27 protein-coding genes are annotated in these 25,514 nt (G+C 28.7%); 15 read left to right on the top strand and 12 right to left on the bottom strand.

Features of this window, described 5'->3' with window-relative positions:
• Positions 1 to 24: 24 nt before the first annotated feature.
• The 3 genes from ACZ5SO_RS11210 to ACZ5SO_RS11200 are packed head-to-tail and all read right to left on the bottom strand — an operon-like array spanning position 25 to position 2,422.
• A complete protein-coding gene (locus tag ACZ5SO_RS11210) occupies positions 25 to 504 on the bottom strand; it encodes a NanQ anomerase/TabA/YiaL family protein (RefSeq protein ID WP_464624679.1) in 480 nt (159 codons plus the stop codon).
• 11 nt (positions 505 to 515) lie between these two features.
• Positions 516 to 1,421 carry a ketopantoate reductase family protein gene (locus ACZ5SO_RS11205; protein ID WP_464624677.1) on the bottom strand — a complete coding sequence of 302 codons (906 nt, stop codon included), beginning with the start codon at positions 1,419 to 1,421 and terminating at the stop codon, positions 516 to 518.
• A gap of 8 nt (positions 1,422 to 1,429) precedes the next feature.
• Complete coding sequence (locus ACZ5SO_RS11200) at positions 1,430 to 2,422, bottom strand: LacI family DNA-binding transcriptional regulator (RefSeq protein WP_464624676.1); 993 nt, start codon at positions 2,420 to 2,422, stop codon at positions 1,430 to 1,432.
• Between the two features lie 565 nt (positions 2,423 to 2,987).
• Between ACZ5SO_RS11200 and ACZ5SO_RS11195 the strand changes: the two genes are divergently transcribed.
• Positions 2,988 to 4,100 (top strand): IS110 family RNA-guided transposase, encoded by a 1,113-nt coding sequence (locus ACZ5SO_RS11195; protein ID WP_464624632.1) that lies wholly within the window; start codon positions 2,988 to 2,990, stop codon positions 4,098 to 4,100.
• Between the two features lie 78 nt (positions 4,101 to 4,178).
• Positions 4,179 to 4,862, top strand: coding sequence for a cyclase family protein (locus ACZ5SO_RS11190; protein WP_464624674.1), 684 nt, complete (start codon positions 4,179 to 4,181; stop codon positions 4,860 to 4,862).
• Positions 4,863 to 4,928: 66 nt separating this feature from the next.
• On the opposite strand, the gene selD is transcribed toward ACZ5SO_RS11190, so the two are convergent.
• The 4 genes from selD to yedE are packed head-to-tail and all read right to left on the bottom strand — an operon-like array spanning position 4,929 to position 7,449.
• Entirely contained in the window at positions 4,929 to 5,951 is a 1,023-nt protein-coding gene (gene selD / locus ACZ5SO_RS11185; protein WP_464624673.1) for a selenide, water dikinase SelD, read from the bottom strand.
• Complete coding sequence (locus ACZ5SO_RS11180; protein WP_464624672.1) at positions 5,948 to 6,172, bottom strand: putative Se/S carrier protein; 225 nt, start codon at positions 6,170 to 6,172, stop codon at positions 5,948 to 5,950. Before ACZ5SO_RS11180 ends, selD begins: the two co-directional genes overlap by 4 nt.
• The gene (locus tag ACZ5SO_RS11175; RefSeq protein ID WP_464624671.1) at positions 6,172 to 6,393 is read right to left on the bottom strand and encodes a sulfurtransferase TusA family protein; all 222 of its coding nucleotides are present in this window, start codon (positions 6,391 to 6,393) and stop codon (positions 6,172 to 6,174) included. Before ACZ5SO_RS11175 ends, ACZ5SO_RS11180 begins: the two co-directional genes overlap by 1 nt.
• Positions 6,394 to 6,402: 9 nt before the next feature.
• Positions 6,403 to 7,449: a YedE family putative selenium transporter gene (yedE, locus tag ACZ5SO_RS11170; RefSeq protein ID WP_464624669.1), complete on the bottom strand. Its 1,047-nt coding sequence runs from the start codon at positions 7,447 to 7,449 to the stop codon at positions 6,403 to 6,405.
• A 104-nt stretch (positions 7,450 to 7,553) separates the two neighbouring features.
• On the opposite strand from yedE, the gene ACZ5SO_RS11165 reads away from it, so the two are divergent.
• From ACZ5SO_RS11165 to ACZ5SO_RS11140, 6 genes are all read left to right on the top strand, one after another.
• Positions 7,554 to 8,693, top strand: coding sequence for an aminotransferase class V-fold PLP-dependent enzyme (locus tag ACZ5SO_RS11165; RefSeq protein ID WP_464624667.1), 1,140 nt, complete (start codon positions 7,554 to 7,556; stop codon positions 8,691 to 8,693).
• A gap of 61 nt (positions 8,694 to 8,754) precedes the next feature.
• Positions 8,755 to 9,408, top strand: coding sequence for an oxygen-insensitive NAD(P)H nitroreductase (gene nfsB, locus ACZ5SO_RS11160; protein ID WP_464624665.1), 654 nt, complete (start codon positions 8,755 to 8,757; stop codon positions 9,406 to 9,408).
• 110 nt (positions 9,409 to 9,518) lie between these two features.
• Complete coding sequence (locus ACZ5SO_RS11155) at positions 9,519 to 9,980, top strand: methylated-DNA--[protein]-cysteine S-methyltransferase (protein WP_464624663.1); 462 nt, start codon at positions 9,519 to 9,521, stop codon at positions 9,978 to 9,980.
• 112 nt (positions 9,981 to 10,092) lie between these two features.
• Positions 10,093 to 11,244 carry a lysophospholipid acyltransferase family protein gene (locus ACZ5SO_RS11150; protein WP_464624662.1) on the top strand — a complete coding sequence of 384 codons (1,152 nt, stop codon included), beginning with the start codon at positions 10,093 to 10,095 and terminating at the stop codon, positions 11,242 to 11,244.
• The gene (locus ACZ5SO_RS11145; protein ID WP_464624661.1) at positions 11,244 to 12,596 is read left to right on the top strand and encodes a sodium/glutamate symporter; all 1,353 of its coding nucleotides are present in this window, start codon (positions 11,244 to 11,246) and stop codon (positions 12,594 to 12,596) included. Before ACZ5SO_RS11150 ends, ACZ5SO_RS11145 begins: the two co-directional genes overlap by 1 nt.
• 52 nt (positions 12,597 to 12,648) lie before the next feature.
• Positions 12,649 to 13,602 carry an alpha/beta hydrolase gene (locus tag ACZ5SO_RS11140; RefSeq protein WP_464624659.1) on the top strand — a complete coding sequence of 318 codons (954 nt, stop codon included), beginning with the start codon at positions 12,649 to 12,651 and terminating at the stop codon, positions 13,600 to 13,602.
• On the opposite strand, the gene cuyB is transcribed toward ACZ5SO_RS11140, so the two are convergent.
• The 3 genes from cuyB to ACZ5SO_RS11125 form a co-directional block, all read right to left on the bottom strand.
• Positions 13,599 to 14,297: a cysteate racemase gene (cuyB, locus tag ACZ5SO_RS11135; protein WP_464624658.1), complete on the bottom strand. Its 699-nt coding sequence runs from the start codon at positions 14,295 to 14,297 to the stop codon at positions 13,599 to 13,601. The genes ACZ5SO_RS11140 and cuyB overlap by 4 nt on opposite strands.
• A 192-nt stretch (positions 14,298 to 14,489) precedes the next feature.
• A complete protein-coding gene (locus ACZ5SO_RS11130) occupies positions 14,490 to 15,392 on the bottom strand; it encodes an alpha/beta hydrolase (protein ID WP_464624656.1) in 903 nt (300 codons plus the stop codon).
• A 313-nt stretch (positions 15,393 to 15,705) separates the two neighbouring features.
• Positions 15,706 to 16,191: an HD domain-containing protein gene (locus ACZ5SO_RS11125; protein ID WP_464624654.1), complete on the bottom strand. Its 486-nt coding sequence runs from the start codon at positions 16,189 to 16,191 to the stop codon at positions 15,706 to 15,708.
• Positions 16,192 to 16,363: 172 nt separating this feature from the next.
• Between ACZ5SO_RS11125 and ACZ5SO_RS11120 the strand changes: the two genes are divergently transcribed.
• Positions 16,364 to 16,864 carry an HD domain-containing protein gene (locus ACZ5SO_RS11120; protein ID WP_464624653.1) on the top strand — a complete coding sequence of 167 codons (501 nt, stop codon included), beginning with the start codon at positions 16,364 to 16,366 and terminating at the stop codon, positions 16,862 to 16,864.
• 1 nt (position 16,865) lies between these two features.
• Here the strand turns inward: ACZ5SO_RS11120 and ACZ5SO_RS11115 are convergent, their stop codons facing one another.
• Positions 16,866 to 17,564, bottom strand: a complete 699-nt coding sequence (locus ACZ5SO_RS11115) for a hypothetical protein (protein WP_464624651.1) — start codon at positions 17,562 to 17,564, stop codon at positions 16,866 to 16,868.
• A 250-nt stretch (positions 17,565 to 17,814) separates the two neighbouring features.
• Between ACZ5SO_RS11115 and ACZ5SO_RS11110 the strand changes: the two genes are divergently transcribed.
• Positions 17,815 to 19,419, top strand: a complete 1,605-nt coding sequence (locus ACZ5SO_RS11110) for an IS1634 family transposase (protein WP_464624650.1) — start codon at positions 17,815 to 17,817, stop codon at positions 19,417 to 19,419.
• Between the two features lie 28 nt (positions 19,420 to 19,447).
• Here the strand turns inward: ACZ5SO_RS11110 and ACZ5SO_RS11105 are convergent, their stop codons facing one another.
• Positions 19,448 to 20,251 (bottom strand): FAD-dependent oxidoreductase, encoded by an 804-nt coding sequence (locus tag ACZ5SO_RS11105; protein ID WP_464624648.1) that lies wholly within the window; start codon positions 20,249 to 20,251, stop codon positions 19,448 to 19,450.
• A 118-nt stretch (positions 20,252 to 20,369) separates the two neighbouring features.
• Here ACZ5SO_RS11105 and ACZ5SO_RS11100 point away from each other — a divergent pair, with 118 nt between their 5' ends.
• The 5 genes from ACZ5SO_RS11100 to cas1f all read left to right on the top strand — a co-directional run bounded on the left by ACZ5SO_RS11100 (position 20,370) and on the right by cas1f (position 25,514).
• Positions 20,370 to 21,452: a glycosyltransferase family 2 protein gene (locus ACZ5SO_RS11100; protein WP_464624647.1), complete on the top strand. Its 1,083-nt coding sequence runs from the start codon at positions 20,370 to 20,372 to the stop codon at positions 21,450 to 21,452.
• An 8-nt stretch (positions 21,453 to 21,460) separates the two neighbouring features.
• Entirely contained in the window at positions 21,461 to 21,979 is a 519-nt protein-coding gene (locus tag ACZ5SO_RS11095; protein ID WP_464624646.1) for a glycosyl-4,4'-diaponeurosporenoate acyltransferase CrtO family protein, read from the top strand.
• A 244-nt stretch (positions 21,980 to 22,223) separates the two neighbouring features.
• Positions 22,224 to 23,069, top strand: a complete 846-nt coding sequence (gene rfbD / locus ACZ5SO_RS11090) for a dTDP-4-dehydrorhamnose reductase (protein WP_464624645.1) — start codon at positions 22,224 to 22,226, stop codon at positions 23,067 to 23,069.
• Positions 23,069 to 24,367, top strand: coding sequence for a dicarboxylate/amino acid:cation symporter (locus tag ACZ5SO_RS11085; protein ID WP_464624643.1), 1,299 nt, complete (start codon positions 23,069 to 23,071; stop codon positions 24,365 to 24,367). The genes rfbD and ACZ5SO_RS11085 overlap by 1 nt, the downstream gene beginning before the upstream one ends.
• 181 nt (positions 24,368 to 24,548) lie before the next feature.
• Positions 24,549 to 25,514 carry a type I-F CRISPR-associated endonuclease Cas1f gene (gene cas1f / locus ACZ5SO_RS11080; protein WP_464624642.1) on the top strand — a complete coding sequence of 322 codons (966 nt, stop codon included), beginning with the start codon at positions 24,549 to 24,551 and terminating at the stop codon, positions 25,512 to 25,514.

Raw genomic sequence — 25,514 nt, 5'->3', positions numbered from 1 at the left:
TTTTATTAACGATAAATAACTTAATTAGATGTTTTTTTCAAAGTATTCAACACTTATTTTAATAACAATTTTTCTAAGTTTCATTTTTGAATCAACTTTGATTCCAGGCATATGAATATCTTCAGGGAAAAACATATTGATTGATGATGGAGTTGCTATTGCATATGATTCGTTTTCAAAAGTTCTATGGTAAAAGCATAAATCTCTTTCTTTGATATATTCATCATAAGAATAATTACCATTGTTTGCTACAAAGCCAAGCTTTTCAGTACCTGTAACTAGATATTGGAGGTCAATGTAATTGATATGTGATTCTGCTTTGATATTTTCTCTATCGTCAGTTTCGAAATCAATTACCTGTGCAAAGATATCGGTACCTAAGATTTCATATGTCTTAGATTCAATAGTAGTTAAATCATTGTTTTCTAAAAATTCTAATGCTTTTTTTAATGGTTTTTCTAACCATGGCTGTTGTTTGATTGAGTATAAGTTAGTTGAAATCAATTTAATAGTCCTTATTTTTCTAATGCGTGAATTTGGTTTACAACAAATCTATGTGTTGGTGTTTCTATGTTTAATTTTTCTGCTATTTTAACAATTGCTCCACTTATGGTTTCGACTTCAGTTTTTCTACCATTTTTTATGTCGGTACAAATTGAGGTGATGCCATGTTTTGAATTAATTGTAACTTGTTTAATCTCTTCTATAAGTTCTTCTTTATCTGCTTTAAGATTTAACTTGTGTGCAACTAAGATAGCCTCATCAAGTAGTTGTTCTACCATTTTAAAGGCATATTCGTTTTCACCGATAAAGCCAATTTCGCATTGTAATAATGCTGTTGTTGCACTTAGCGTAGTATTGATGAATAATTTGTTCCAAATAAGTTGGTTAATATTTTCATGGATAGTTGTTATAAAGCCACTATTATCAAATGCTTCTTTAACTTTTTGAAGAACTTCTGTGTTGTTCTCATTTACCATTCCAATATTAGTTTTACCGAGACCACTTCTTGAAATTACTCCGAAATCTATGACTTTGCCAGCATCTTCAGTTGTTCCAATTATAATTTTATCTTCATCAACATATTGTTTTAATAAATCTTGATGACCAGCTCCATTTTGGAGTGTTAAGATGTGAGTGTTTTTACCAATTAAATTGAGATTTCCTTCAATTGCGGCTTTTGAATAAATTGCTTTAACAAAGATAATTAATAAATCAACATCTTTTATTTCTTTTGAAGAAGTATAAGCTTTTGGATAATATGTGTGTGATCCATCAGGTTCTTCAAGCTTTAATCCATTTGTATTAATAGCTTCAACGACTTTTTCATTATTATCAATTAATGAAACATCATTTACAGTGGATAATTTTCCACCATATATTGAGCCCATAGCTCCGGCTCCAATTATTGCTATTTTCATTTTGTCTCCTATCTTTTTAAACTTTCTCTTTCAATTATCTCAGGGAAAATTTGAATTTTTTTTGATACTTTTTTGTTGTTTAAAAGGTTAATTAATGACTGAGCGCCTAATTGGCCTAATTCGCTTAATTTATTATCTAATGAGGTTAAAGAAGGGGTTGTAAATAAACAGTATTCACTGTTGTTTATTCCAACAATTCCAATTTCCTCTGGTATTTGAATTTTTTCTTTTGTGAGTGTTTTTATTACTAAGGTAGCTAAATAGTCATCTGAACAAATGATAGAATCTATTTCTTTATTTTCTTTTAGATAGTTGATAAAATTTGTTGTGTTATGGTTTTTAACATCTTCTGCATCGATATTTAATAAGTATGGTTTGTAATTTATTTCCTCTATTGCTTTGATGTAACCTTTTATTTTTAGTTCATTACTAACTGTGTTCATCCAACTCATGAATAGAATATTTTTATATCCCGATTCCTTTATCTTATATACTAAATCTTTAACACCTTCATCTTCTGCAACAACAAAGTTATATGCATTATGATTAGGAAGACTACCATTTAAAAATACTATAGGGCGGTCATTAAAATATTTCTTTAAACTTTTTTCAACAGTTTTGTTTTGGAAAATTGACCCAATTATTACAGCCCCATCTACTTGTCTATGGCTTAAGATTTTTATACTTTCTTGCATTCTTTTTGGAGTGTTTCCTGCATTTATAATTATTGAACAATAACCATTTTGCAAGAGATTAGTTTCTGTCTCATAAGCCATCCCTGTGTAGTGTGAGTTTCTTATGTCAGCAACTAAAATTCCAATCATTTTGGATTGTTTTGTTGATAAGCTTCTTGCTGTTTCATTTAGATGAAAATTATTCTCTTCAAGTATTTTTTGAACTGTGATTCTTGTTTCTTCATTTACTGAATTCTTGTTGTTTATAACTCTTGATACTGTGCTAGCAGAAACACCAGCTTTTTTAGCTATTTCGTAAATAGTCATAAGTTAAATCTCCTTTGATTTTTATTCAGTAAATTGTAGAACCGGTTTCAAAAAAAATAAAAAACTTAAAAAAACTATTCGATATTTCTTTACTTTATGATATTTAATTGCTATTATCACTTGCAACCGGTTGCAGCGTTTTTGAAATATAACATTAAAAAATTTGGTTGTCAACAAAAATAAATATTTTTTTATTGATAGTTTAATTTGCTAGGGAAAATAGAGCAAAATGTTAAAGTGTTGGTTTTTAATTTGCTGTTAATTGGAATACAAAATGGAAAAAGATAGTAATAAGGAGGAGTGATAAAAAGGTAAATAGCAGGTAGTTGCACCAATATTCCTATAGTGTGTTAAAATATATGGCACACAACTGAGGAATGGCGAAGACTTTAACTCGACATGTTTTACTAGTCCAAGAATATGAGACTGTTTAGGAGAATGAGGAGTTTTAGTCGTATCAATCACTGGTCCACTTATGTGAGGCCGAATAGGAGAATGGAACAACTACCGAACAGAGAGCCATTTTTGATTTTGTGTATAAAAAAATAAATGCAAGGAGATAAGAATGGTTAACTGGGAAAACAAAACTGTTAGCGTAGGAATTGATTTGCATAAGACTCAATTTACAGTTTGTGCAATAACATCAACAAAAGAGATTCTATTTGAGAAAGTGTATCAAACTAACGATGAAGGTTATAAGGCTTTTATTAGTGAATGTCACACTCTAGAAGACAAGTATGGTGCACATGTATCAATGGCAATAGAAGCTACTTCTAATGCTAGATACTTTAGAAACTTAATGCAGAAAGAAGGTTTTTTTACACTTGTTATTAACACTTTAAAATTCAAGGTTGTAACATTAAGTGCTAAAAAGACAGATAAAAGAGATGCTTTTACAATAGCTGAGTTTTTACTAAAAGATATGTTACCTGAAAGCTATCTATGTGATCAAGAAACAGAGGAGCTTAGAAAACTTATCTGTGAAAGAGCCGATTTAGTTTCATTGATAGTAAGAACTAAGAATAGAATACATAATATGATGTTAGGGTATGGGATAGTAACAACTGCCACTCAATTTCAAAGCAAGAAAAAGAGACTGCTTCTTCTAAAAGGTCTCGAAGACCACGCTTTGATTACGAAGAGGACAGTCTCTACCTTAAATAGTTTCATTCAAACTTTAGAAATTTTGGATGAACAAGTCAAGGCTTTAGAGGCATTAATTGAAGATTTTGTACAAGAAGATGAAGATGTTCAATTACTAAAAACTATTCCAGGTGTAGGGAAAATAACAGCTACAACCATTAGAGCATATGTTGGTGATATAAATAGATTTGCAACTTACAAACAGTTCGCAGCATATTGTGGACTCACTCCTTTTGTAAAGTTTTCAAATGAGAAAGGATTTACCGGACATATAACGAAGAATGGACCTGTAGAGTTAAGAACTGCGATGGTACAAGCTGTAATGGGTATGCTTCGTCTACAAAGATCATTAAGATATTTGTCGCTAATTAATGATTATAAAAGAATGAAGAAAAACAAAGGTAGTGGGAAAAGTATAATTGCCTTTGCACGAAAACTCAGTAGAGTAATTTATGCAATTCTAAAGAAGAAAAAGCCTTTTGATATGAATAAATTAATAGGTGATTTCAATAAGCGACAAGCAGAAGCTGTATAGCTTCTAATAAAGAAAAATAGAGAAATTAGGTTATGGTTTTCTGTGAAAAACTATTGACCTTTTATAGGAGATAATAAAATGTTACTAGATAATACTAAGATTAATGTAATTGATCTTTCAAAGCATTTAGATCCTGCTACAGAGAGCAGACGTTGTAAACTAAGAAGATTTAATACTGGTGGACCAATCCCAGATTTTCACACAGATATGGATTTAACAACACACTTAGGCACACATGTTGAAACACCTTATCATCATCATGATGAATGGGCAGATGTACTAGGATTGCCTGTAACTAGTTTTATTGGTCGTTGTGTATATTTAAATATTACAACTTGTTCTCCTAACCAACATATTACTGCAGCAGATTTAGAAGCTGCTTCTAAAGATAGAGTTAGAAAAGGTGATGTAGTGATTATTGATTCTCCATATAAGTTGACACCTTTTACAAAACTTACTAACACTGAAGTTGATAAGAGATTGTTTATCGGTGTTGAATCTGCTCAATGGTTTAAAGAAAAAGGTGTAAAAAGTGTAGGTTTCGGTGATGGGGTTTCAATTGAAAATGCAAATGAAGATGTTAAACCTTTCCATGATATTTTAATGGCTGAAAACATTACTTTTATTGAAGTTTTAAAAAATCTTGAACAATTAACACAAGAAATCTTTATGATTATCTTCTTACCTTTACCAATTAAAGGTATTGATTCTAGTCCTGTAAGAGTAGTTGCTGTTGAAGGTTTATCAGAGTTTTCTGAATAAGTAAATAAATAAACCAGTTTCAAAATGAAACTGGTTTATTAATCACTAAATATATTTAAATTGTAATTAAATTACAATTAAAGGTGTGTTTTCTTTTTCTATTACTTCTCCTATAATCCAAGCATCTTTTAGATCTTCTACTAATTTAGTAGCATCGTCTTTATTTAAAGCAAGTAATAAACCTCCTGAAGTTTGTGGATCATGTAGTATATCAATTACTTCAACTGGAATATTTTCATCATAAGTTACTTTTTTATCGCTAAAATCTCTATTATGATACATGCCTTCTGGCAATAAACCAAACTTAGCTAAATCTAAAACACCATCGAACATTGGAACTTTTTTACTGTTTATTTTTATAGAATAATTTTCATCACCTACCATTTCTATTGAATGGCCAATAAGCGAGAATCCAGTTACATCAGTGGCGCAAGAAATTTTATATTTTTGAGCAGCTTCTTTAGCTTTTTTATTAAGCGTAGTCATAGAAGTGATAGCTTGTTTTTGTAAATCTTTGTCAACCATACCAGCTTTAGTTGCTGTTGTGATTGCTCCAACTCCGATTTTCTTAGTCAAAACTAAAACATCTCCAATATGTGCTCCATGGTTTTTCCAAAGTCTATCTTTTTCTCCAAATCCTGTAACACACAAGCCGTATTTTGGAGTTGGATCACTAATTGTATGACCACCAGCAATTACACAATTACCTTCTATAGCTTTATCAACTCCTCCTTTTAAAATTTGTTGCATTACTTTATCTTCTAGGCAAGATGGGAAGCAAAGTAAATTTAAAGCAATAGCAGGTTCACAACCCATAGCATAAATATCTGAAATAGCATTTGCGGCTGCTATTTGTCCAAAAGTATAAGGATCATCAACCATTGGAGGAAAAAAATCAACACTTTGAACCATTATCCTATTATCACCTAAATCATAAGCAAGAGCATCTTCATTACCACTAAAATCTTCTAATAATTGAGGAGATTTGTAACTTGGTAAAGTTTTTAAAACTTCTTCTAGTTTTTTAGGAGGAAGTTTGGCTGCACAACCACTTGTTTTTACCATAGTTGTTAATTTAACATCTTTCATAATCTTTTATATTCCCCATGATTGTTAATAAATATTTCTTCTTTATCTATATTAGATAAAGACTCAATATTTTCAGTTTTAATGAATGCACAAGTCCCGCACGAAGAAGAAAGACTTCTTGGCACGGGTGCTAACTTGCATTGAATTTGAGCTTTTTCACAATATTTTTTTGCGATTATTGCATCTAATTGAGTATTAAAAGTTAATACATATTCATTCATTATTTTTTCTCAAGTGTTAATAGAGTTTCTTCATTCTCTTTATCTTGAACTTCTATGGAATAACCCATAGCGTTTGCATATCTACTAACATTTTCTTTAGCTGCAACATTATCAACAATAACTTGTAGCTTAGATGGATTTTTTTCAATAGCTTTTTTTGTTAAAACTACTGGAACTGGACAACTTAAGCCTCTAGCGTCTATAACTTTTATATCTTCCATATTTTACTCCTATAAACCTAATTTTTTTAATTCATTTTTTCTTTGTTTTGTAATTAAAACTGCAATTGCACTGATAACAATTAGACCAACGATAACTGCAATTTTACCATTTGTGTTAACAGTTGTTGGAGAGGATGCGAAACCAAAGTTGTGTGATATTGCTGCCCCAAAAACCATACCTAAGATTGTAATCATGCTATCAGTGTTACCTTCACCTGCTAAAATTAATTGTCTTAAAGGACAACCACCAGCAAGAGCTGCTGCAAAGCCAACTAAAGCCATTGATAAGAAATACCAAATTGCATTTTCACCTGTAATTGAGAAAGAGAATTTTCCTGTTATAATGTTTCCAATTAGTACAACTACAAATAAAGATAAAGTACCTAAGAATAATTTAGAATCTTTAAATAGGAACATATCTCTGTAAGCACCTACCATACAGAAACGAGTTCTTTGAGCCATAATTCCAACAATGATTGCAAAAACAAAACTTATAATAAATGGAGCATGTGCTTCTAATTCAGGTTTTCCAATTAAGCCAAAAGCTGTTAGTATTGTTAATAAAACTAAAGCTGATATAAAAGTATAGCTACCATATTTTTCAATTTTGTAGGTTCTTCCTAAAGAGAATCCTTGGTTTAAAAATCTTGATCCTACATAAATTCCGCCAATGAATCCAAATAGTGCAAAGATTGCTTTTCCATCACCACCACCTAGTCTTAATACCATTCTTAAAGGACAACCTAAAAATACTAAGGCACCAATCATGATGAAGAATCCTAAGAAAAATCTTAAAATTGGAGAAGAACCACCAGTTGTTTTATACTCACCCTTTATATTCGCTATTATAAATGAGCCAATTATAATTGCAAAAATCTCTGGCCTAGCATATTGAAGAGTTTCAACACTGTGTAATTGTAAACTTCCTGTTATATCTCTTAAAAAACAAGCAATACAAAATCCCATATTTGCAGGATTTCCAAACATCACTAATATCACGGCTGCTACACCAATTATAGCTCCTGTGACCATAATCATAGTGTTTTCTTTTTTCATTTTAACTCCCTTTAGATAATTAAATATATATATGCTTATATTATAACCATTATATTTTTAAAAAAGCAATGGATTTTTTCAAAATACCGTGATAAAATTTATTTATGTATAACAAACATCAAATTTATTTGGACAATAGCGCAACAAGCTTTCCAAAACCAAAACAGGTAATTGATTCAATAAGTGACTTTTTGACAACTTGTTCTAGTAACCCTTCAAGGGGTGTCTATGATAGTGCCTTAGATGCATCTTTGCTTCAATTAGAAACTCGGACATTGATTCAAGAGCTTTATAAGAATGATGATTTTAAAAACGTTATTTTTACAAGTGGGATTACCCATTCTCTCAATCAATTAATTTACGGCTCTTTAAAAGAAGGAGATCATGTTCTAATTAGCCCTTTTGAACATAATTCGGTAGTTAGAGTTTTAACACTTCATAATATTTCTTATAGTGTTTTGGACAATACTGAATTGGGGTATGTTGATTTCTCTTCTGCAAAAAAAGCTATTAACAAAAATACTAAAGCAGTAATTCTAACCCATGCTTCAAATGTTTTTGGTTTAATACAACCTATTGATGATGCTAAAGAATTTTGTAAAGCCAATAATTTGATGTTGTTTTTAGATTGTGCACAAAGTACACCAGTTGTTGAGGTAGATATTGATGGGATAACAGCTTTAGCTTTTACAGCTCATAAAGGTTTATTAGGTCCAATGGGAATTGGAGGCTTCGTTTCTAATGATTCTAACTTTTTATTAAATTTAAAACCTTTAATTGCAGGTGGAACTGGCTCAAAAAGTGCTCTTTTACATATGCCAGAATTTTTACCAGATCACCTTGAGGCAGGAACTCAAAATCTGGTTGGAATTGCTGGATTAAATGCTGCCCTAAAATATTGGAAAGAAAATAGGGAACCTTTAGTTGAAAATTATAAGAGTAGAATTGCTCAATTAGTAGAGGGTTTATCTTCATTAAATAAAGTAATTGTCTATGGAGATTTAAATATTGATAATAGAACAAATGCTATTTCTTTTAATGTAGAGGGGAGAGATCCTTCTGAAGTTTCTATGTTGTTAAATGATAAAAATATTGAACTTAGAGTTGGCCTTCACTGTTCTCCATTAGCTCATAAAGCTATGAAAACTTATCCAAGAGGTACAATTAGGCTAAGTCCAGGGGTTTTTACTAAAAAAGAAGAGATAGATTATACCTTAGATGTTATTAGAAGAGTAATAAAATAATTTGACTTAAAGTTTTTTTATTATTACTTTGTTTCTATAAATTCAAAATTATGGAGATATTATGGATATAATTAAAATATTAAACACTAGATATTCAACAAAAGTGTTTGATAAAAATAAAGAAATAAATATAGAAGATATAGAAAAGATTAAATCAATTTTACAATTGGCTCCTTCCTCTACTAATGTTCAACCTTGGCATTTTATTATTGCAAAAACTCAAGAAGGTAAAAATAGAATTGCAAAAGCAACCGAAGGTATGTATAACTTTAATGAAAAGAAAGTTTTAGATGCTTCTTTAGTTGTAATTTTTGCTTCAAAAACAGATATTGATGAGCAATATTTATTAAGGGTTGTTGAAAAAGAAAATAAAGATAATCGATATGTCAATGAAGATGTTAAGATGGAGTATCATACTAAGAGAAAAATGTTTGTAGATTTCCATAAAGATAAATATAACGATTTGCAAGAGTGGAATGATAAACAATTATATTTAAATTTAGGTAATTTCTTAACTTCAGTTGCTGCTTTAGGCATTGATGCTGTTCCTATGGAAGGGCTACATATGGATATTCTTGATAAAGAATTTAATTTAACTGAAAAAGGTTATGCATCTAAAGTTGTAGTTGCTTTAGGCTATCATACAGACAATGATTTTAATGCAACTCTTCCAAAATCAAGATTAGATAAAGACGAACTTATTGAAATGGTTTAATTTACTAAAGACCTTTATATAAAAAAAATTAGAGTTTATTTTTTAAGCTCTAATTTTTTTATTGTTATTCTCTTTTATTTTATTTAAGATGATGTTTAGGAGATTTAATCTTGGATAATGTTAAATATGCTTTTTATGAAAATGATTTTACTAATTTCGTTGTAGGTTATAATTTAGAAAAGCTTGTTTCGCTTTCCTTAGTTATAGGCTTTGAGGGAAAATGTGAAAAGTGTGAGTTTAGTGATTTTGTTGCAAACCAGATTTTCCAATATTTTAATAAAGAAAGAACTTCTTTTGATGTTCCTCTACTTATAAATGCTACACCTTTTCAAGAGAAAGTATATAAGGCTTTACTTCAAATACCATATGGAGAAACACGGAGTTATAAAGATATTGCAATCTCAATTAATCATCCTAAAGCATATAGAGCTGTTGGCTCAGCTAACAATAAGAATCCAATTCCAATAATTATCCCATGCCATCGAGTAATTGGTTCAAATAGTAATTTAATAGGCTATGCCTATGGGTTAGAAATGAAAAAAAAATTGCTTAATTTGGAAAAACAGGATTAATATTCTATTTAATTGTGTATTTATATAATATTAGTTACAAATTTGTTTTATTTTTGCAAAAAAATTAAAAAAATAGTTTATAAAATTGTGTTTATACTTTAATCTTTAGTTGATGTCAAAAGAAAAACCAATTTTTATAAGTTATATAGCAAAACCACTATATAAATTTTTTTATCTGAAGCCAAGGGTAAAAATTATTTTAGAAGATGGTGGTGTTTTAGATAATATGAAAGGGCCAGCTTTGATAGTGGCAAATCATTGCCATTCTTTGGATCCTTTGTTTATTTATTCAAGAATGAAGCCTCACGTTCGTTGGGTGGCAGGTGCTTATTTGTTTAAAAATAAATTTACAAAGTTTTGTTTAGACAATTTGGCTACTTGTATTGCTAAGCAACAAGGTCGAAGTGATTTAACTACTATCAAAAGAATAGATGCTGCTCTTAAAGAAAATTCTATAGTCGGACTCTTCCCAGAAGGTACTAGGACTTGGGATGGTGATAGTATTGATATTAATCATAAGGCAACAGCAAAGTTATTTAGGATATTTAAAGTTCCTGTATACTTCCTTGCTTTAGAAGGTGCTTATGATTTGCACCCTAGGTGGGCTGATGTTAAAAGACGAGGAACTCTTGTTGTTAGGCTTAAAAAAATATTAAGTGTTGATGATCTTAAGACTTTATCTGTAAAGGAATTAACAAATATTGTTAAAGATAATCTTTCTTTTAGTCAGCAAGAGTGGCAAAATAGAGTTCATAAGCCTTATCCTTGTAAAAAAGGTGCTCATGGAATTCAAAGATTGTTATATATTTGTCCTAAGTGTCATTCAACTCAGACTATTTATGGACAGAATAATGTTGTTAGATGTTCTCATTGTAAAACTGAAGATGTTTTAACAGAATATTTAAATTTTGAAAAAGGTAGTTTTGGGTTTAAAACTCTGCCTCAATGGAATTCTTATCAGAAAGATTATATTAAAAATAATGATGTTGAATATGAAAAGGATAAAGGAGACTTTTTTAGAAAAGGTGTAAATAACCATTTTGAGAAAATATCAACTAAATTCTTTTGTCAATTGAGAAATAAAGAAATTATTTTTACTTTATCTGATAATACAAAATATGTTTTTGAGATTGAAAAGATAGAGAGCATGGTTTTAAGTGTTAAACAATCTATTGAATTTTATTATGAAAATCAATTATATAGTTTTCGTTTAAAGTCAGAATTGAATTCTTTAAAATATTTCCAAAAATGGGAGAGCTTATAATGTTAGAATATGAAATTATGGTTCATCTTGGAGTTATTTCGGTTGCTTTGATAATAGGTGCATTTATAAGGTATAAAATTTCATTTTTGAGTAAATTTTTGATACCTGCTCCAATTATTGCAGGCTTTATTTTGTTGATTTTCTACAACTATATCTCTCCAAGTTTTGGATTAACCCAAGATTTCTTAGGTGATTTAGTTTATCATATGTTAAATATTTCTTTTATTGCCATGATGCTTAGAACTAAAGATGGAGATTTCCTAAATAAAAAAAGTAGTAATATTTTTGCAAATGTATTTGGGACTATTAGCCAATATGGTTTACAAACCTTCTTTGGTTTGCTTTTAACACTTTTGCTAATTATTACCATCTCTCCAAATTTATTTCCGGCTTTTGGTTTTTTACTTCCATTAGGATTTGAATTAGGGCCTGGTCAAGCTTATTCAATTTCTCTAGCATGGGAACCTTTAGGGTTTACTGGTGCTACCTCAGTAGCTTTAACTATTGCAGCTTCAGGTTTTCTTGTAGGCGCTATTGGCGGGGTAATTTTAGTAAACTGGGGGATTTCAAAAGGATATGTTGAAAATCCAAAAGAAAGTGAAGAATTTGAATTAAAAAAACATCAAGGTTTAATTGAATATTTTAATCTCGATTCGCTTTCATATCATTTTGCTATTGTTCTATCTACTTATTTACTTAGTTTATTATGTTTGAGTGTATTAACATATTTACTCTCCTTTGCTGGCTCTCTTGGTGTTGAATTTGGCGACAGTCTTTGGGGTTTGAATTTCATTTTCTCCTCTGTGATAGCTATTTTGGTTAGAAAATTCATAAATAAAAGAGGTATTGGTCCCTCTATTGAAACTGCTATGTGTAATAGAATTAGTGGTTTTAGTATCGATTTAACTATAGCTTCATCTTTAGGTGCTATTTCTATTGCAGCTATAAGTGATTATATTTTTGAAATCTTATTATTAGTTATTTTAGGGACTTTCATTGCTTTCAAATTATTGACTTGGTATTGTAAAAAGATTTTTACTGATAATTGGTTTAAAAGAATGTTAATCTTATTCGGTTGTGCTACTGGAACTCTTCCAACTGGGTTAGCCTTGCTTAGAATAGTTGAACCTAACATGGATTCAGGTGTAGCAACAGATTATATGTATTCTGCAGCGATTGTTTTTCCGATTATGATTCCTCTAATTTTATGTGCTAATTTACCAGCTATGGCAGCAACTACCGGTAGTTATTTGTATTTCTTTATAGCCTTAACTGTTGCTTTTATTTATCTTTTGGCCGCTGTGGTTTATCTATTTATAAGAAAAAATCGTATTAAAAAATTGGTTAATTAACTATATTTTATAATTAATTTTCATTATATAATGATTTAAATTAAGGGTTTTTATGAAAATAGAAAAAGAAATGATAGATAAAGAGTATCGAGTCGGAATTAAACTTTCGAAAGTAATTTTAAATCCGACTGTAAAGCGTTATGAACAAATTAATAAATTAAATTCACGCTCTATTGGAAAACCTTTAAAGAAATTTGTTTCTAAACAATATTATATTGATAATAAAAAAGATAATACTAAAGTTAGGGTCAGAGTATATAGGAGAAAAAAACATGATAAAAATTCTCCTGGAATTATATATTTTCATGGTGGCGGTTTTGTCTTAAATTATCCTGAAAACAGTCATAGTGAGATTAAAACCATCTTAAATTCGATTGATTGCGTTGTAGTAGCTCCAGATTATAGAAGATCTTTAGATGCTCCATACCCCGCAGCAGTAAATGATTGTTATAGCACCCTTCTTTGGATGCGTGATAATAGTGATAGATTAGGTTTTAGAAGTGATCAAATATTTGTTATGGGTAAAAGTGCAGGTGGTGGTCTTGCTGTAAGTATGTGTTTGCTTGCTAGAGATTTAAATGAGGTTTCAATTGCTTATCAATTTCCCATTTCTCCTATGCTAGATGATAGAATGCAAACTAGTTCTATGAAAGATAATGATGCTCCAATCTGGAATGAACCTCAAAATAGGTTCGCATGGTCTCTATATTTAAAAGGTCTTAAAGAAATTCCGATATATGCTTCTCCTAGCAGGTGTAATGATTATTCATCTTTACCTCCAGCTAGCTCTTATGTTGGTTCTTTAGATCCTTTTTATGATGAAACCATTCAATATTTTAAAGATTTAAGTAAATTCAATGTAGAAAATAAACTAAAAATATTTGAAAATGTATATCATGGGTTTGTAAATGTTAATCCTCTTGCTTCAAAAACGATTGAAGCAAAAGAATTTATAAAATCTGAATTAATTAGAGCTAAAGATACTTATTTTAAAAAACAAAATTAGTTTTTAATATTATATCCAGCTGTTTTGATTATAGTTTTTGCCAAAACTAAAGTTGGATCAACAATTTTGTAATCCAATTTATTTTCTTCAAATAATATTGGAAGTTCGGTGCATCCTAAAATGATTCTATCTATGTTATTTGCAATTGCTTGATTTAAATATTGGGTAAAAATCTCACCTTTATCATAAGGCTTTCCTTCTTTTACATAATCATAAATCGCAGACATGATTTCAACTTGGAAGTCCTTTTCTGGAGTAATAATATTTAAATTGTATTTGTTAAATATATTTTGATAAATTTGTGTTTTTATAGTTCCTGTAGTAGCTAAAAGTAAAAGATTTTTTTCATTTTTTTCCTTTAGATATTTCGCTGTTTCTTCAATCATGTTGATAATTGGGATATTAACTTCTTTTTTTAACCTATCATAAAAAAAGTGAGCAGTATTGCAAGGCATTGCTAAAAAATCTGCACCTATTGATTCTAATTTTTTAGCAGATTGAGATAAATATTTTAGAGGTAAATCACTATTAGCTAATATTGATTTAGTTCGATCTGGAATATCTGTATTATTATCAATAATGATGTGAATGTGTTCATTATCTGATGAAGAGTCAGTGTTGCTAACTATTTTTTGGAATAAGTCTATTGTAGCTTGAGGACCCATTCCACCAATTATTCCGGCTGTTTTTTTCATTGAAGACCATCCTTCTAATCTTGTTAATATTAAAAAAACTATATCACTTTTTTATTTTATATTAAACAAAAAAGTGGATAGATTGTAAAATCAAACACGGAAAGTTTTAATGTTTTAATTAAACTTTATTTTCACAAAGCAAACTATTAAATTGTATCTTAAACTTAAACTGGTGAGTGTAAATTTTAATAATTAATAGCCAATTTCTTTAAGAAATTTATTTACTGTGTCTTTATATAATTTTGGATCAGTTACTACACTTTGAGCGTGAGATGCACCTTCTACATAACAAAGCATTTTAAACCCTTTATGCACATCATATAGTTGTTTAGCCATAATTGGTGGTGTGAATTTATCATTTTTCCCATGGATGAATAATATAGGAACATCACAGTTTTTTAAAACTGGTTTTAAATCCATATCATCCCAATGTTGATTGTATTTTGATTTTGCATATCTTGAAACTAATTCATAAAATGAAGTTGGCATTTTAAGTTGTCTGTGCATTTGATAAATTAATTCATCCCTAGTGTATGAGTACCCACAATCTTCAATTACAAAATTTATTTTATCAGCTCTAATTTTAGTTACCATCATTGATGTAAAAGCACCTAAAGATTCTCCGTGTAAGCCAAGAATTATATCCGAGCCAAATTTTTCATAAAACTTATCTATTATTTGCGCTAAATCTTTATATTCAATTTCACCCATTTGAATTATACCATCTAGGTTGTTTTTCCCATGATTTCTTAAATCGTATAAATAAATATTGTAATTATTTTCTAAAAATATTTTTAAATATTTTACACCACCAAGCCTAGAGTATCTAAAGCCATGGGTTAAAATTATATATTTATTAGACGGAATTGGTGCTTGGATAAAAGTCCCATGGATTAAATATCCATCATTTAATTCAAAGTTTAATTCTTCTTTTTCAATCTTGTCATAAATAGACCATTGTTCATATTGGCTTTCAATTTCTTTAGTTTCTTGCCATGTCCTAACTTTTGGTGAACAAACTTTTTTAGCCGCGATTACTACGGAAATTCGGATTATGATGAAACATAAAATAATAATTAGAATAAAATATATCATATTAATTTCCCTTAAATATATTATAATCAATATAATTGTTATTGATTTATTTATATATTTTAATAAGTGATTCTTGTACAATAAGAAACAAGTGTTTCTTATATTCTACAACATCTTCTTAAGTTAGGTAATAAAAGAAATAAGAAAAATAGTGTAAAATTATGTTTTAGCATTGAATAATAGTAAGTTTTGAAGTGAAATTCACTTCAAGAACAAAAGTAAAAAAACTCCAAAGCGTTTGATTTATTATTTTGTACTTTGGAGATATTAGTTTTGATCGTGAATTTTATAAAATTATAATTTTAATTTAAAATTAATCGTAGAATTGATGTAATAAGTCGATACCGCTTTTAGTTTTAAATATGTTATCAACTAAGGTTGGAATTATATCTTTTGAGATATTATCTTCAAAAATATTAACAATTATATCCGCTTCAACTAGAATTTGGTAATCTAAGCCTTCAATATTTTCGTAAGTGTGATGTTTAGATACAACATAACTAACTCGCTCTGCAATATCTTTAGAAAATCCTGCATCGATAGTCATTTTGTAGGCAGGTTCTTTTCCTAATTTTTCTTGAAGTTTTCCAGAGGTACTACCGTATTCTTTTTCAGCTATTTTAATACCTATATCATGGGTATATCCTAATATAGAGATTATCAAGGCTGTTTTTTTGTCAACTTTTTCTTTTTCAGCAATTAATGATGCAATAGCTTCAACCTTTATAAAGTGTTGAATTCTTTTAGGATCACCTTTGTAATATTGAATCATCATATCTCTGATGGCTTTTGTATCCATTTATTGTTATACTCCTTATATGTTTTCTATTATTGATAATTTAAATATAAAAAGCAATATGAAAGTAAAACTATGAAAAAATATATTAGAAATTTGTTAGTAATGTGTTTTTTTTATATATTCATATTAGTTACCTCTATCAATTTTTTTATCTAATTACTATACTTTGCGTGTGAAAAAAAGAAAAAATAGCAGAGTTGATATAGAAGTTTTTTTAAATACTTTCAATCAACTTTGTAGAAATACAAGATTACTACAGACTAGAGCATATTCCCATCATTTAGGGACATCCTTACTTAGGCATAGCGTAAATGTTGCTTATGTTTCAGTTTTTATATCAAAATTCCTTCATTTAAAATTAGACTACTTTCAATTAACTAGAGGTGCTCTATTACATGATTATTATCTTTATGATTGTCATGATAAAAATGAAGTGAATAAAAAACATCATTTAAGACAACATCCAATTAAGGCTGCTATTGCTGCTCAAGAGGATCTTTTTCTAACTAAAAAAGAAATTGATATTATAATTAAGCATATGTTCCCTATAACTTTTGCTCTTCCTAAATCTAAAGAAAGTGCTATAGTTTGTGTGAGCGATAAGATTTGTTCTATTTACGAATTATTTACTAACTTATATAAGAGAGCTTACCGTAAATTATCGTTTGCTTAATTTATTTTGCTATCTTTATAATTCTATCAGCAGCTAGTTTTCCTATAATTATAGATGTTGGCATTCCAGATGGTGAGAAAACCCAGTGCCCTGTTTGAAGGATATCCTCAAAAGGGGTGAAAATTGCTTTAGCCATTTTCTTCATTCTATTTTCAACTGGTATTTCATTTGAGAAACTCCAACCTGTGATAGCTCCTTCGCTATTATTAAGTAATCTTTCAATAGTTAATGGCGTCGAACTAAAGTTATCAATTATATTAGTTTTTAAATTATTAAAAATATATTTTTCAAAAATATCAATTATATATTTATTAAAGGTCTCTTTAAAATATTGATATAAATTTTCATCATTTAAATATGAAGTTAAATCATAGTTAAAAACAGTGCTAATTATTATTGCAGATTTGCCTTTAGGTGCTAAGCTAGTATCTCTTAAAGCAGGAATAGAGATTTCGTAGGTTGTTTTAAGCGCAAATTCTTTCAGCCATTTCTTTAAGATAGATTTTTTTGTAGTTGGATTATCTTTTAATAGTCTAATTAGTTGTTGTTCATTTAATGGCATGGATGAAAGTCCCAAAACTGTTGGCGTATAAAAAGTGTGAGCAGTACATTTATTATTATAATATTCACAATCGAAATTAGTGGTTAAATAAAGGGTATAGATTGAATCATTACCATGTGAATTTGGTATGGTGTTCATTGCTTTATGATATTCTTTAACATTATAGTTATTGGCATTTTCAACATTAACAATTTTATATAAATGTTTTAAATCTGCTGCCCATACTAACTTATCGTATTTAAACTGTATCTTTTAATATTTAGGGTTCCAATTTTTAGGAACCCATTCTTTTCTTCTATTAATTAACCATATAATAACGAATTAAATTGACTTAAAGAGAAAGTTGTCATAAAATATAAGCACCCTAAATTATGGTGGTAAAATGATTATGGCAATTAAGCACGAAAGACCTGAATATGTACTAAATTATAAAAAGCCTAAAAATACTGAAATTAAATATATTAGTGGCAATTGGTATCTTTATGAGAGAAAAACTAAATATAATCCTGAAACAAAAAAGTCAACCAAAGTTTCTGGAAAAATGATTGGTAAAATAACCAAAGATGGGTTTGTAGCTAAGAAAGTAAAAGCTTCTGTTTTTAAAGAAATGGAGGTTAAAGAGTATGGAGCCTCATATTATTTTATCTCTAAGTCTAGATCAATATTAGATAGACTAAAGGATTGCTTTCCCTATTATGGGGAGCAACTATATGTTATTGCCATACTAAGGATATTGTATGGCAAGGCTTTTAAACGTATAGATCTTAATTATGAATCAAGTTATATATCAAATGTTTTTCCTAATCTCTCTTTATCTTCATCTACAATAACGAGTTTGCTTAAAGATGTTGGACGAGATAGAGGGGGGATTAAAAAGTTTATGAATAGCTATGCCAGAGATAAAGATAGATTTATTTTATTTGATGGACATAGAATAATCTCCTCATCCAAAAATCTTGATATGGCTGAAGTAGGATATGATTCAAAAAGTAGATACTCTCCACAAGTAAATCTTATCTATATGTTTTCCTTGGATGCAAATGGAAGTTACCCCGAATATTATAAGCAATATATAGGTAGTGTACCTGATGTATCTGTATTTGAAGATATTATAAAAGAAACCAATATAAAAGACAAAGATGCTACCATAATCGCAGATAAAGGATTTGGTAGTAATTATAACTTTGACTTAATTGAAGATAGTGGAATGAATTATATAATTCCTCTTAGACGAGGTAATTTAGAAACTAAAGGCAAGATACCTGCAAGCATAGCAGAATACAGAGATGCTTTTATTTATCATAATAGAAATATCCACTGTCTTACTATTAAAGGGAATGATTATAATATTCACCTCTACTTAGATGGCAGTTTACATAATGCAGAATTAAAAGATGTTATAAGAAGAACTGAAAAAAAGAATAACAGTATTGAAATTAAGAGAAAGCGGGAGCTAAAGAGAAGAGAGCAAGATAAACTCTATAAAGGTGAAATTCTTGATAAAAGATTAAAAGCAAAAAGTCGTTTAAGTGATGAAGAATTATCAGCTTTAGTTCCTCTTGATATTTCTGAAATCATAAGGGATAAAGTATCCACTGGAACTATAACGATAAAAACCAACAGAAAAGAATTAAATGCTAAACAAGTTTATGTTATTTATAAACAACGTCAAGCAATAGAACAATTTTTCAAAACCTATGATAATACATTAGGCTATGATAGTAGTTATATGAGAAATGATTATTCACTTGAAGCTTGGTTATTTATCAATCATCTTTGTATGATGATGAGTATGGACGCTATAGAAGAAATCTCAAATATTAATGAAGCTAATAACATTTCTTTAGCAGATCTAATAACAACTCTAAGAAAGATAAAAGCTACAAAAATAGAAGATAAATGGTATTTATCTAAATTCACTAGGCATGTTACTATCTTGTGTGAAAAGTTAGATATAAAGTTCAAAAGCCAAGAAATTAAAAAGAAGAATTAATTGGCTTCAGAACCCTAAATGTTAAAAGTTACAGTTTAAAAGAAGTGCTATTTGAGAAAACCTCTTTGTTCTTTATATTAATTTTATTAATTTCAGTATTTTTAATAATCTTACCATTATGATCTAAAATATATTTTTCTATAGCATCAATTAGAGATTTAGTTCCCCCTTTTGGGTAATAATAATCACTATATAATCTAAAATAACTTAAAGCAAAAAAAGTGGGAGTATCAGAAAAGAAATGTTGAGTTATAATATCTATTAAAATTTGATTGTTTGTAATTTTTGATAAATATTGATTAACAGGTTCATTTAGCTTAGAAATTTTTTTTATTGTTTTTTGATATTTTATCATCCAAGGTAAAACCGTTTTTAATAAATATTCTTTATCTTTTTGCATATCCAAAAATAAGGGGTTATCAATTCCGTAGAGAACTTCCATATATTTTGAGATTTGACTTATTGTCTCGATAATTTTCTTTATTTCATTTTTATCATTAGGGAATATTTTAGTAAGCATAGTTTCATATTCATAAATACTCTCGTTATTAATAACATTTATATTTTGATCTTGAATTTTAATTGAAACTGTATTTTCTAAAAATTCTAAGTTTATATTTAAATCTCTTAGCATAGGGAAGAGAGAGCCAGAGTTTTCTGTGGCTCTAATACCGCTATCAAGAATAAAACCATCTTTATTAAAACTGCTAATCAAACCTCCTACTTTGTCAGTTTTTTCAATTAGAGTTACAGCAAAATTATTTTTGGCAAGGTATGCAGCTGTTATTAAGCCTGAAATGCCTCCTCCTATAATTAAGGTTCTGTGCTCCATTAATTTCTCCTTTATTTTTTTTATAGTATATATCATAAATGTGGTATAATGCCATAAAAATGTTATTTTTATATTAAAAATAATTTGACTTAAAAACTATAAGAGAGGAAGTTATCCTGTGTTAGTAAATTATATTATAATTGTTGTAGGGATAATGATTTTCATTTTACTATTCTATAAATTTCCTACATTAAAGGAATCAAATTGTGATTCTGATATAAAAATATCTGTAATTATACCTGCTAGAAACGAAGAAAAAACAATTGATAATTTATTAACAGATTTAGAAAATCAAACTATTGATTTACATGAAATTATTTGTGTTGATGATAATTCTTTTGATTCTACTGCAGCTATAATAAAAAAACATAATGTAAAATATATATTTTTAGACACTTTGCCTGACGGTTGGAAAGGTAAAACTTGGGCTTGTCAAAATGGGGCATTAAGAGCTAGTGGAGAAGTCCTTATCTTTTTAGATAGTGATGTTAGATTGAGTAAGACAGCTATAGAAAGTTTAGTCTCATATTATAAAAAGAAAAAGAAACCCTTATCGGTTCAACCATATCATATCGTAAAAAGGAATTATGAATATCTGTCAATATTTTTTAATTTTATTCAACTTTGTGTTACTTATTTAACCATCTTCCATAAAAAAGATTATGTTGGTTTTTACGGCCCCACCTTTATAATTGATAGAGAATTATTTCTAAAACATGGGGGGTATGAAAACGTTAAAAATGCAGTAGTGGAAGATTTATTTCTAGGTAAATATTATAAAGAAGTTGGTATTGACGTAGATTTATTATTAGGAGGTAATCAAATCAAATTTACTATGTATCCTGATAGCTTTTCCCAATTAGTTGAAGGGTGGTCAAAAAACTTTGCTCAAGCAGCTTTATCTATAAGTTTTAGTATTTTTATTATGGTATTTATTTGGATAACGTATTTGATTTTAGTTCCATATCTATTCTTTACTAATGTGGTATATCATCAATTATTTTTATCAATTATTTTAGGGGGGATATATATTTTTACTTCTTTGAAATTATATTATTCTTCTAAATATATAGGATCTTTCCCTTTTTTTGTTAGCTTATTATACCCGCTTTATTTACTAGCCTTCATGTTGATTTTTGTTTATTCGTTTTTTAAAACGTTTTTCTTTAAAAATACTACTTGGAAAGGAAGAGAGATGTAGAGGTTTTTATGCAAATTATATTTATTTCTGAATGGAAAATGGTTGCTACTTTTTTTATTGTTTGGCCTTTATTGCAATTAACTATGACAATGATATGTAATTGCATACCATTAGATAAATTTAATGATAATTTATTTTTATTAAAAACTTACAAGTGGGAGAAAGAAGGCCAAATTTATAAGAAAGTTTTTAAAATTCATAGATGGAAACATCTTCTTCCTGATGGAGCTAAAGTTCATAAAAATGGTTTTGAGAAAAAATATCTTAAAACCTATGAGAGAGGATATCTTGAAGAATTTATCTTACAAACAGGAAGAGCTGAAATATCTCATTGGCTTCAAATTTTCCCATTTTGGGTTTTTGGACTTTGGTGTCCTCCCTATGTAGTTTGGTGTATGTTATTCTATGCAATTCTAGTTAATCTACCATGTATTTTAGCCCAAAGATATAACCGTCCAAGATTAATTAGAGTTGATAAAATTGTTAAAGATGAATATTTAAAAAACAAAATAAATAATTTGAATTAACATATGTCTTCATATATATATTCCATTTATTCAAAAATGGTTAAAGTGCTTAATTCTATTGCCTATTTGATTTTATTTAAAAAATATGAGATATTACAATTCTATTAGTATAAATACGTTATATATTTATGCATTATTTATGCGTTATAAACTTTTTTATAACGGATTATTTGGTAAGTAAATTAATTAATATAGCGTTAAATACTAATTAGAAATTTTTATTTAAAAAGGATGAGAAAGAACTATGTTAAAAATCTGGATCACAGGAGCTACAGGCCAAATAGGTTCTGCTATTAATAAGGTATTAAACCCTTTAGGCTATGAAGTTTTTGATACTGACCATGAGGTACTAGACATTACTGATCTTGAAGAAGTCTTAAATTTTTGTAAAACAAATCGACCACAAGTAATTATAAATTGTGCGGGAATAGCAAGCGAGAAGGAATGTAGTGATAATCCTGAACTTGCATATAAGGTAAATGCACTAGGAGCTAGAAATGTTGCTATTGCTGCTTTGAAGCTAAATGCAAAAATAGTACAAATTTCAACTGATGATGTTTTTGATGGTAAAAATAGTTTACCTATAACAGAATTTGATAAACCAAATCCTATCACAGTATATGGAAAGTCAAAATTTTGCGGAGAGAACTTTGTAAAAGAATTTGCCCCAAAACATTTTATAATTAGATCTAGTTGGGTTTATGGTGAAGGAAATAATTTTGTAACTTATATTCTCGATAAAGCAAAAAAAGGCGAACAATTAAATATCGCAAAAAACCAAATAGGCACACCAACTAGTGCTAAAGAACTTGCTAGATTTATTCTTCATATTATTAATACTAATGAATATGGGACATATCATTTTACATGTGGTGGAAGATGTAGCAGGATAGATTTTACAAAAGAAATTTTAAAATTAGCAGGATTAAAAAATAGCCTAATAAATAATGTAGATAAAGCAGATTCAGAATATTCTATGAATCATCCATCCTATGCTGTATTAGATAATTTTATTATTAGACTTGAGAACAAATATAAAGCAAAATCATGGCAAGATGCTCTGTCAGAATACATAAAGGAATTGAAATAGTGAAAAAAGAAGAAAAGATTACAAAAACAAAAATGGGTTTATCCTCACAAATATTTATTGGTTTAATTGGTGGTGCTTTGTTAGGACTTATATTTAATTATTTGATTCCTCAAAGTTATGTAAGAGATGTTGTCTTTGTAGATGGCTTGTTCTATATTATTGGACAAGGTTTTATCAGGCTAATGCAGATGCTTGTTGTACCCTTGGTTTTTTGCTCTCTTGTATGTGGCAGTATGGCTATTGGAGATACAAAACAACTTGGGAAAGTTGGGGTTAGAACAATCATCTTTTATTTGATTACAACAGCATTAGCTATTACAGTTGCTCTTACAGTTGCCAATTTTATAAATCCAGGTATTGGCTTAAATATGAGTAATATTCAAGCAGCGGATAATGTAACAGTTTCAACCAAAACACCTTTTACTCAAACTATATTAAATATTATCCCAACTAATATATTTTATGGATTAACAAATGGTAAAATGCTTCAAGTTATATTTTTTGCATTGTTTGTTGGTATAATTTTGACAAGGTTAGATGATAAAGTTTCTATCGTAAGCAACTTCTTTAGTGAATTCAACGATGTCATGATGGAAATGACAATGGTTGTTATGAAAGCAGCTCCATATGGTGTTTTTTGTTTAATAGCAAGAACTTTTGCTTCTACTGGATTTAGTGCTTTTGTTCCTATGCTTAAATATATGGGATCTGTTTTATTAGCGTTATTTATCCAATGTTTCTTTGTGTACACAATTTTATTGAAAACAAGCACAGGCTTAAATCCTGTTGTGTTTATTAAAAAATTCTTCCCAGTAATGGCCTTTGCATTCTCAACTGCAACATCTAATGCCACTATTCCTCTCTCAATTGAAACTTTAAAAGATAAATTAGGTGTTTCAAAAAAGATTTCATCTTTCACAATTCCACTTGGGGCTACCATTAATATGGATGGTACAAGTATAATGCAAGGGGTTGCTGTTGTATTTGCCGCACAAGCCTATGGGATAGATTTATCTATGGTAGATTACTTAACAGTAATCGGTACTGCTACAATTGCTTCAATTGGTACAGCAGGAGTTCCAAGTGTAGGTTTAATTACTTTAACTATGGTATTTAACTCAGTTGGTCTTCCAATAGAAGCTATTGCTTTAATAATGGGAATAGATAGAATCTTAGATATGACTCGTACTGCTGTTAATATAACAGGAGATGCAATATGTACTACAGTTATTGCAAATAAAAATAACCAAGTTGATAAAGAAATTTTCTATAAAAAGTTTATCAAAGATGCAATTTAAATAATAAATATGTAAAATATTAATTTATAAAATTAGTTATTATTAAGGTTCAAAAAGCTAGATGGAAAATTTATTTTTCATCTAGCTTTTTTGATATGTCTATGTCATGGTGGCCAGTTTAGGAAATTTATTCAAAATAAATTAGTTTTGTAATTAAATTTTTTATGGTATTATAGAAAATATGTTAAATTCGGATCCTAACTATTTGAAAGATTTAAAGGCAATATTATATTCAAAAAGAGCAAATTTATATTACTTGGAAAAATGTCGAATAATGGTTAAAGATGGCAGAGTTGTATATTTAACTCAAGTAAAAGATAAATATTTTTATTATAATATTCCAATAGCAAATACTACGGTTTTATTATTGGGAACAGGAACCTCAATTACTCAAGCAGCAGTAAGATTCTTGGCTTCTGCAGGAGTAATGATTGGATTTACCGGCAGTAATGGAACTCCTTTATTTGCAGGGACAGAAGTTGAATGGATCTCTTCAAAGAATGAATATCGACCTACAGAATATTTGCAAAATTGGCTTTCATTTTGGTATAATGAAACAGATAGGACACTAGCAGCAAAAGATTTTCAAAAGATGAGAATAGATTTTATAAGAAAAGTATATTCTAAGGATAAATTATTCCATGAAAATGGATTTATTGATGATGATTTTGAAATTCAAAGAATATTGGAAAATTATAATCAACAGATATCTCAAGCAAATACAGTAAATGAAGTTTTATTAAAAGAGGCTAATTTTACAAAAAATCTATATAAAATTAGTTGTAAAAAAATTGGTCTTGAAACATTTACTAGAGATAGAGAAAGTAATGATGTAATAAATAGTAATTTAAATCATGGAAATTATTTAGCATATGGCTTGGCTTCTGTATCTTTGTGGGCTTTAGGAATCCCTCCGGCTTTTGCACTGTTTCATGGTAAAACGAGAAGAGGAGCTTTAGTTTTTGACGTTGCTGATTTAATAAAAGATGCTATTGTTTTACCATTATCTTTTTGTACTGCAAAATATAATTTTGATGATGAGATATTTAGAAATGAATGTATAAAATATTTTACTGATTATAAAGTATTAGATTATATGTTTGATTCTATTAAATATGTAGCTAAAAAATATTCTAAGGTTTTCTAA

The sequence above is a fragment of the Pleomorphochaeta naphthae genome, from assembly GCF_055396005.1.
Note: the sequence above shows the minus strand (reverse complement) of the source record. Positions and strands in the feature narration are given on the sequence as shown.

Excerpts from the sequence above, each read along its gene's own strand:
- ACZ5SO_RS11205 (WP_464624677.1), bottom strand. The coding sequence starts at position 1,421 with ATGAAAATAGCAATAATTGGAGCCGGAGCTATGGGCTCAATATATGGT.
- ACZ5SO_RS11200 (WP_464624676.1), bottom strand. The coding sequence starts at position 2,422 with ATGACTATTTACGAAATAGCTAAAAAAGCTGGTGTTTCTGCTAGCACA.
- ACZ5SO_RS11195 (WP_464624632.1), top strand. The coding sequence starts at position 2,988 with ATGGTTAACTGGGAAAACAAAACTGTTAGCGTAGGAATTGATTTGCAT.
- ACZ5SO_RS11190 (WP_464624674.1), top strand. The coding sequence starts at position 4,179 with ATGTTACTAGATAATACTAAGATTAATGTAATTGATCTTTCAAAGCAT.
- selD (WP_464624673.1), bottom strand. The coding sequence starts at position 5,951 with ATGAAAGATGTTAAATTAACAACTATGGTAAAAACAAGTGGTTGTGCA.
- ACZ5SO_RS11180 (WP_464624672.1), bottom strand. The coding sequence starts at position 6,172 with ATGAATGAATATGTATTAACTTTTAATACTCAATTAGATGCAATAATC.
- ACZ5SO_RS11175 (WP_464624671.1), bottom strand. The coding sequence starts at position 6,393 with ATGGAAGATATAAAAGTTATAGACGCTAGAGGCTTAAGTTGTCCAGTT.
- yedE (WP_464624669.1), bottom strand. The coding sequence starts at position 7,449 with ATGAAAAAAGAAAACACTATGATTATGGTCACAGGAGCTATAATTGGT.
- ACZ5SO_RS11165 (WP_464624667.1), top strand. The coding sequence starts at position 7,554 with ATGTATAACAAACATCAAATTTATTTGGACAATAGCGCAACAAGCTTT.
- nfsB (WP_464624665.1), top strand. The coding sequence starts at position 8,755 with ATGGATATAATTAAAATATTAAACACTAGATATTCAACAAAAGTGTTT.
- ACZ5SO_RS11150 (WP_464624662.1), top strand. The coding sequence starts at position 10,093 with ATGTCAAAAGAAAAACCAATTTTTATAAGTTATATAGCAAAACCACTA.
- ACZ5SO_RS11145 (WP_464624661.1), top strand. The coding sequence starts at position 11,244 with ATGTTAGAATATGAAATTATGGTTCATCTTGGAGTTATTTCGGTTGCT.
- ACZ5SO_RS11140 (WP_464624659.1), top strand. The coding sequence starts at position 12,649 with ATGAAAATAGAAAAAGAAATGATAGATAAAGAGTATCGAGTCGGAATT.
- cuyB (WP_464624658.1), bottom strand. The coding sequence starts at position 14,297 with ATGAAAAAAACAGCCGGAATAATTGGTGGAATGGGTCCTCAAGCTACA.
- ACZ5SO_RS11130 (WP_464624656.1), bottom strand. The coding sequence starts at position 15,392 with ATGATATATTTTATTCTAATTATTATTTTATGTTTCATCATAATCCGA.
- ACZ5SO_RS11125 (WP_464624654.1), bottom strand. The coding sequence starts at position 16,191 with ATGGATACAAAAGCCATCAGAGATATGATGATTCAATATTACAAAGGT.
- ACZ5SO_RS11115 (WP_464624651.1), bottom strand. The coding sequence starts at position 17,564 with ATGAACACCATACCAAATTCACATGGTAATGATTCAATCTATACCCTT.
- ACZ5SO_RS11110 (WP_464624650.1), top strand. The coding sequence starts at position 17,815 with ATGGCAATTAAGCACGAAAGACCTGAATATGTACTAAATTATAAAAAG.
- ACZ5SO_RS11105 (WP_464624648.1), bottom strand. The coding sequence starts at position 20,251 with ATGGAGCACAGAACCTTAATTATAGGAGGAGGCATTTCAGGCTTAATA.
- ACZ5SO_RS11095 (WP_464624646.1), top strand. The coding sequence starts at position 21,461 with ATGCAAATTATATTTATTTCTGAATGGAAAATGGTTGCTACTTTTTTT.
- rfbD (WP_464624645.1), top strand. The coding sequence starts at position 22,224 with ATGTTAAAAATCTGGATCACAGGAGCTACAGGCCAAATAGGTTCTGCT.
- cas1f (WP_464624642.1), top strand. The coding sequence starts at position 24,549 with ATGTTAAATTCGGATCCTAACTATTTGAAAGATTTAAAGGCAATATTA.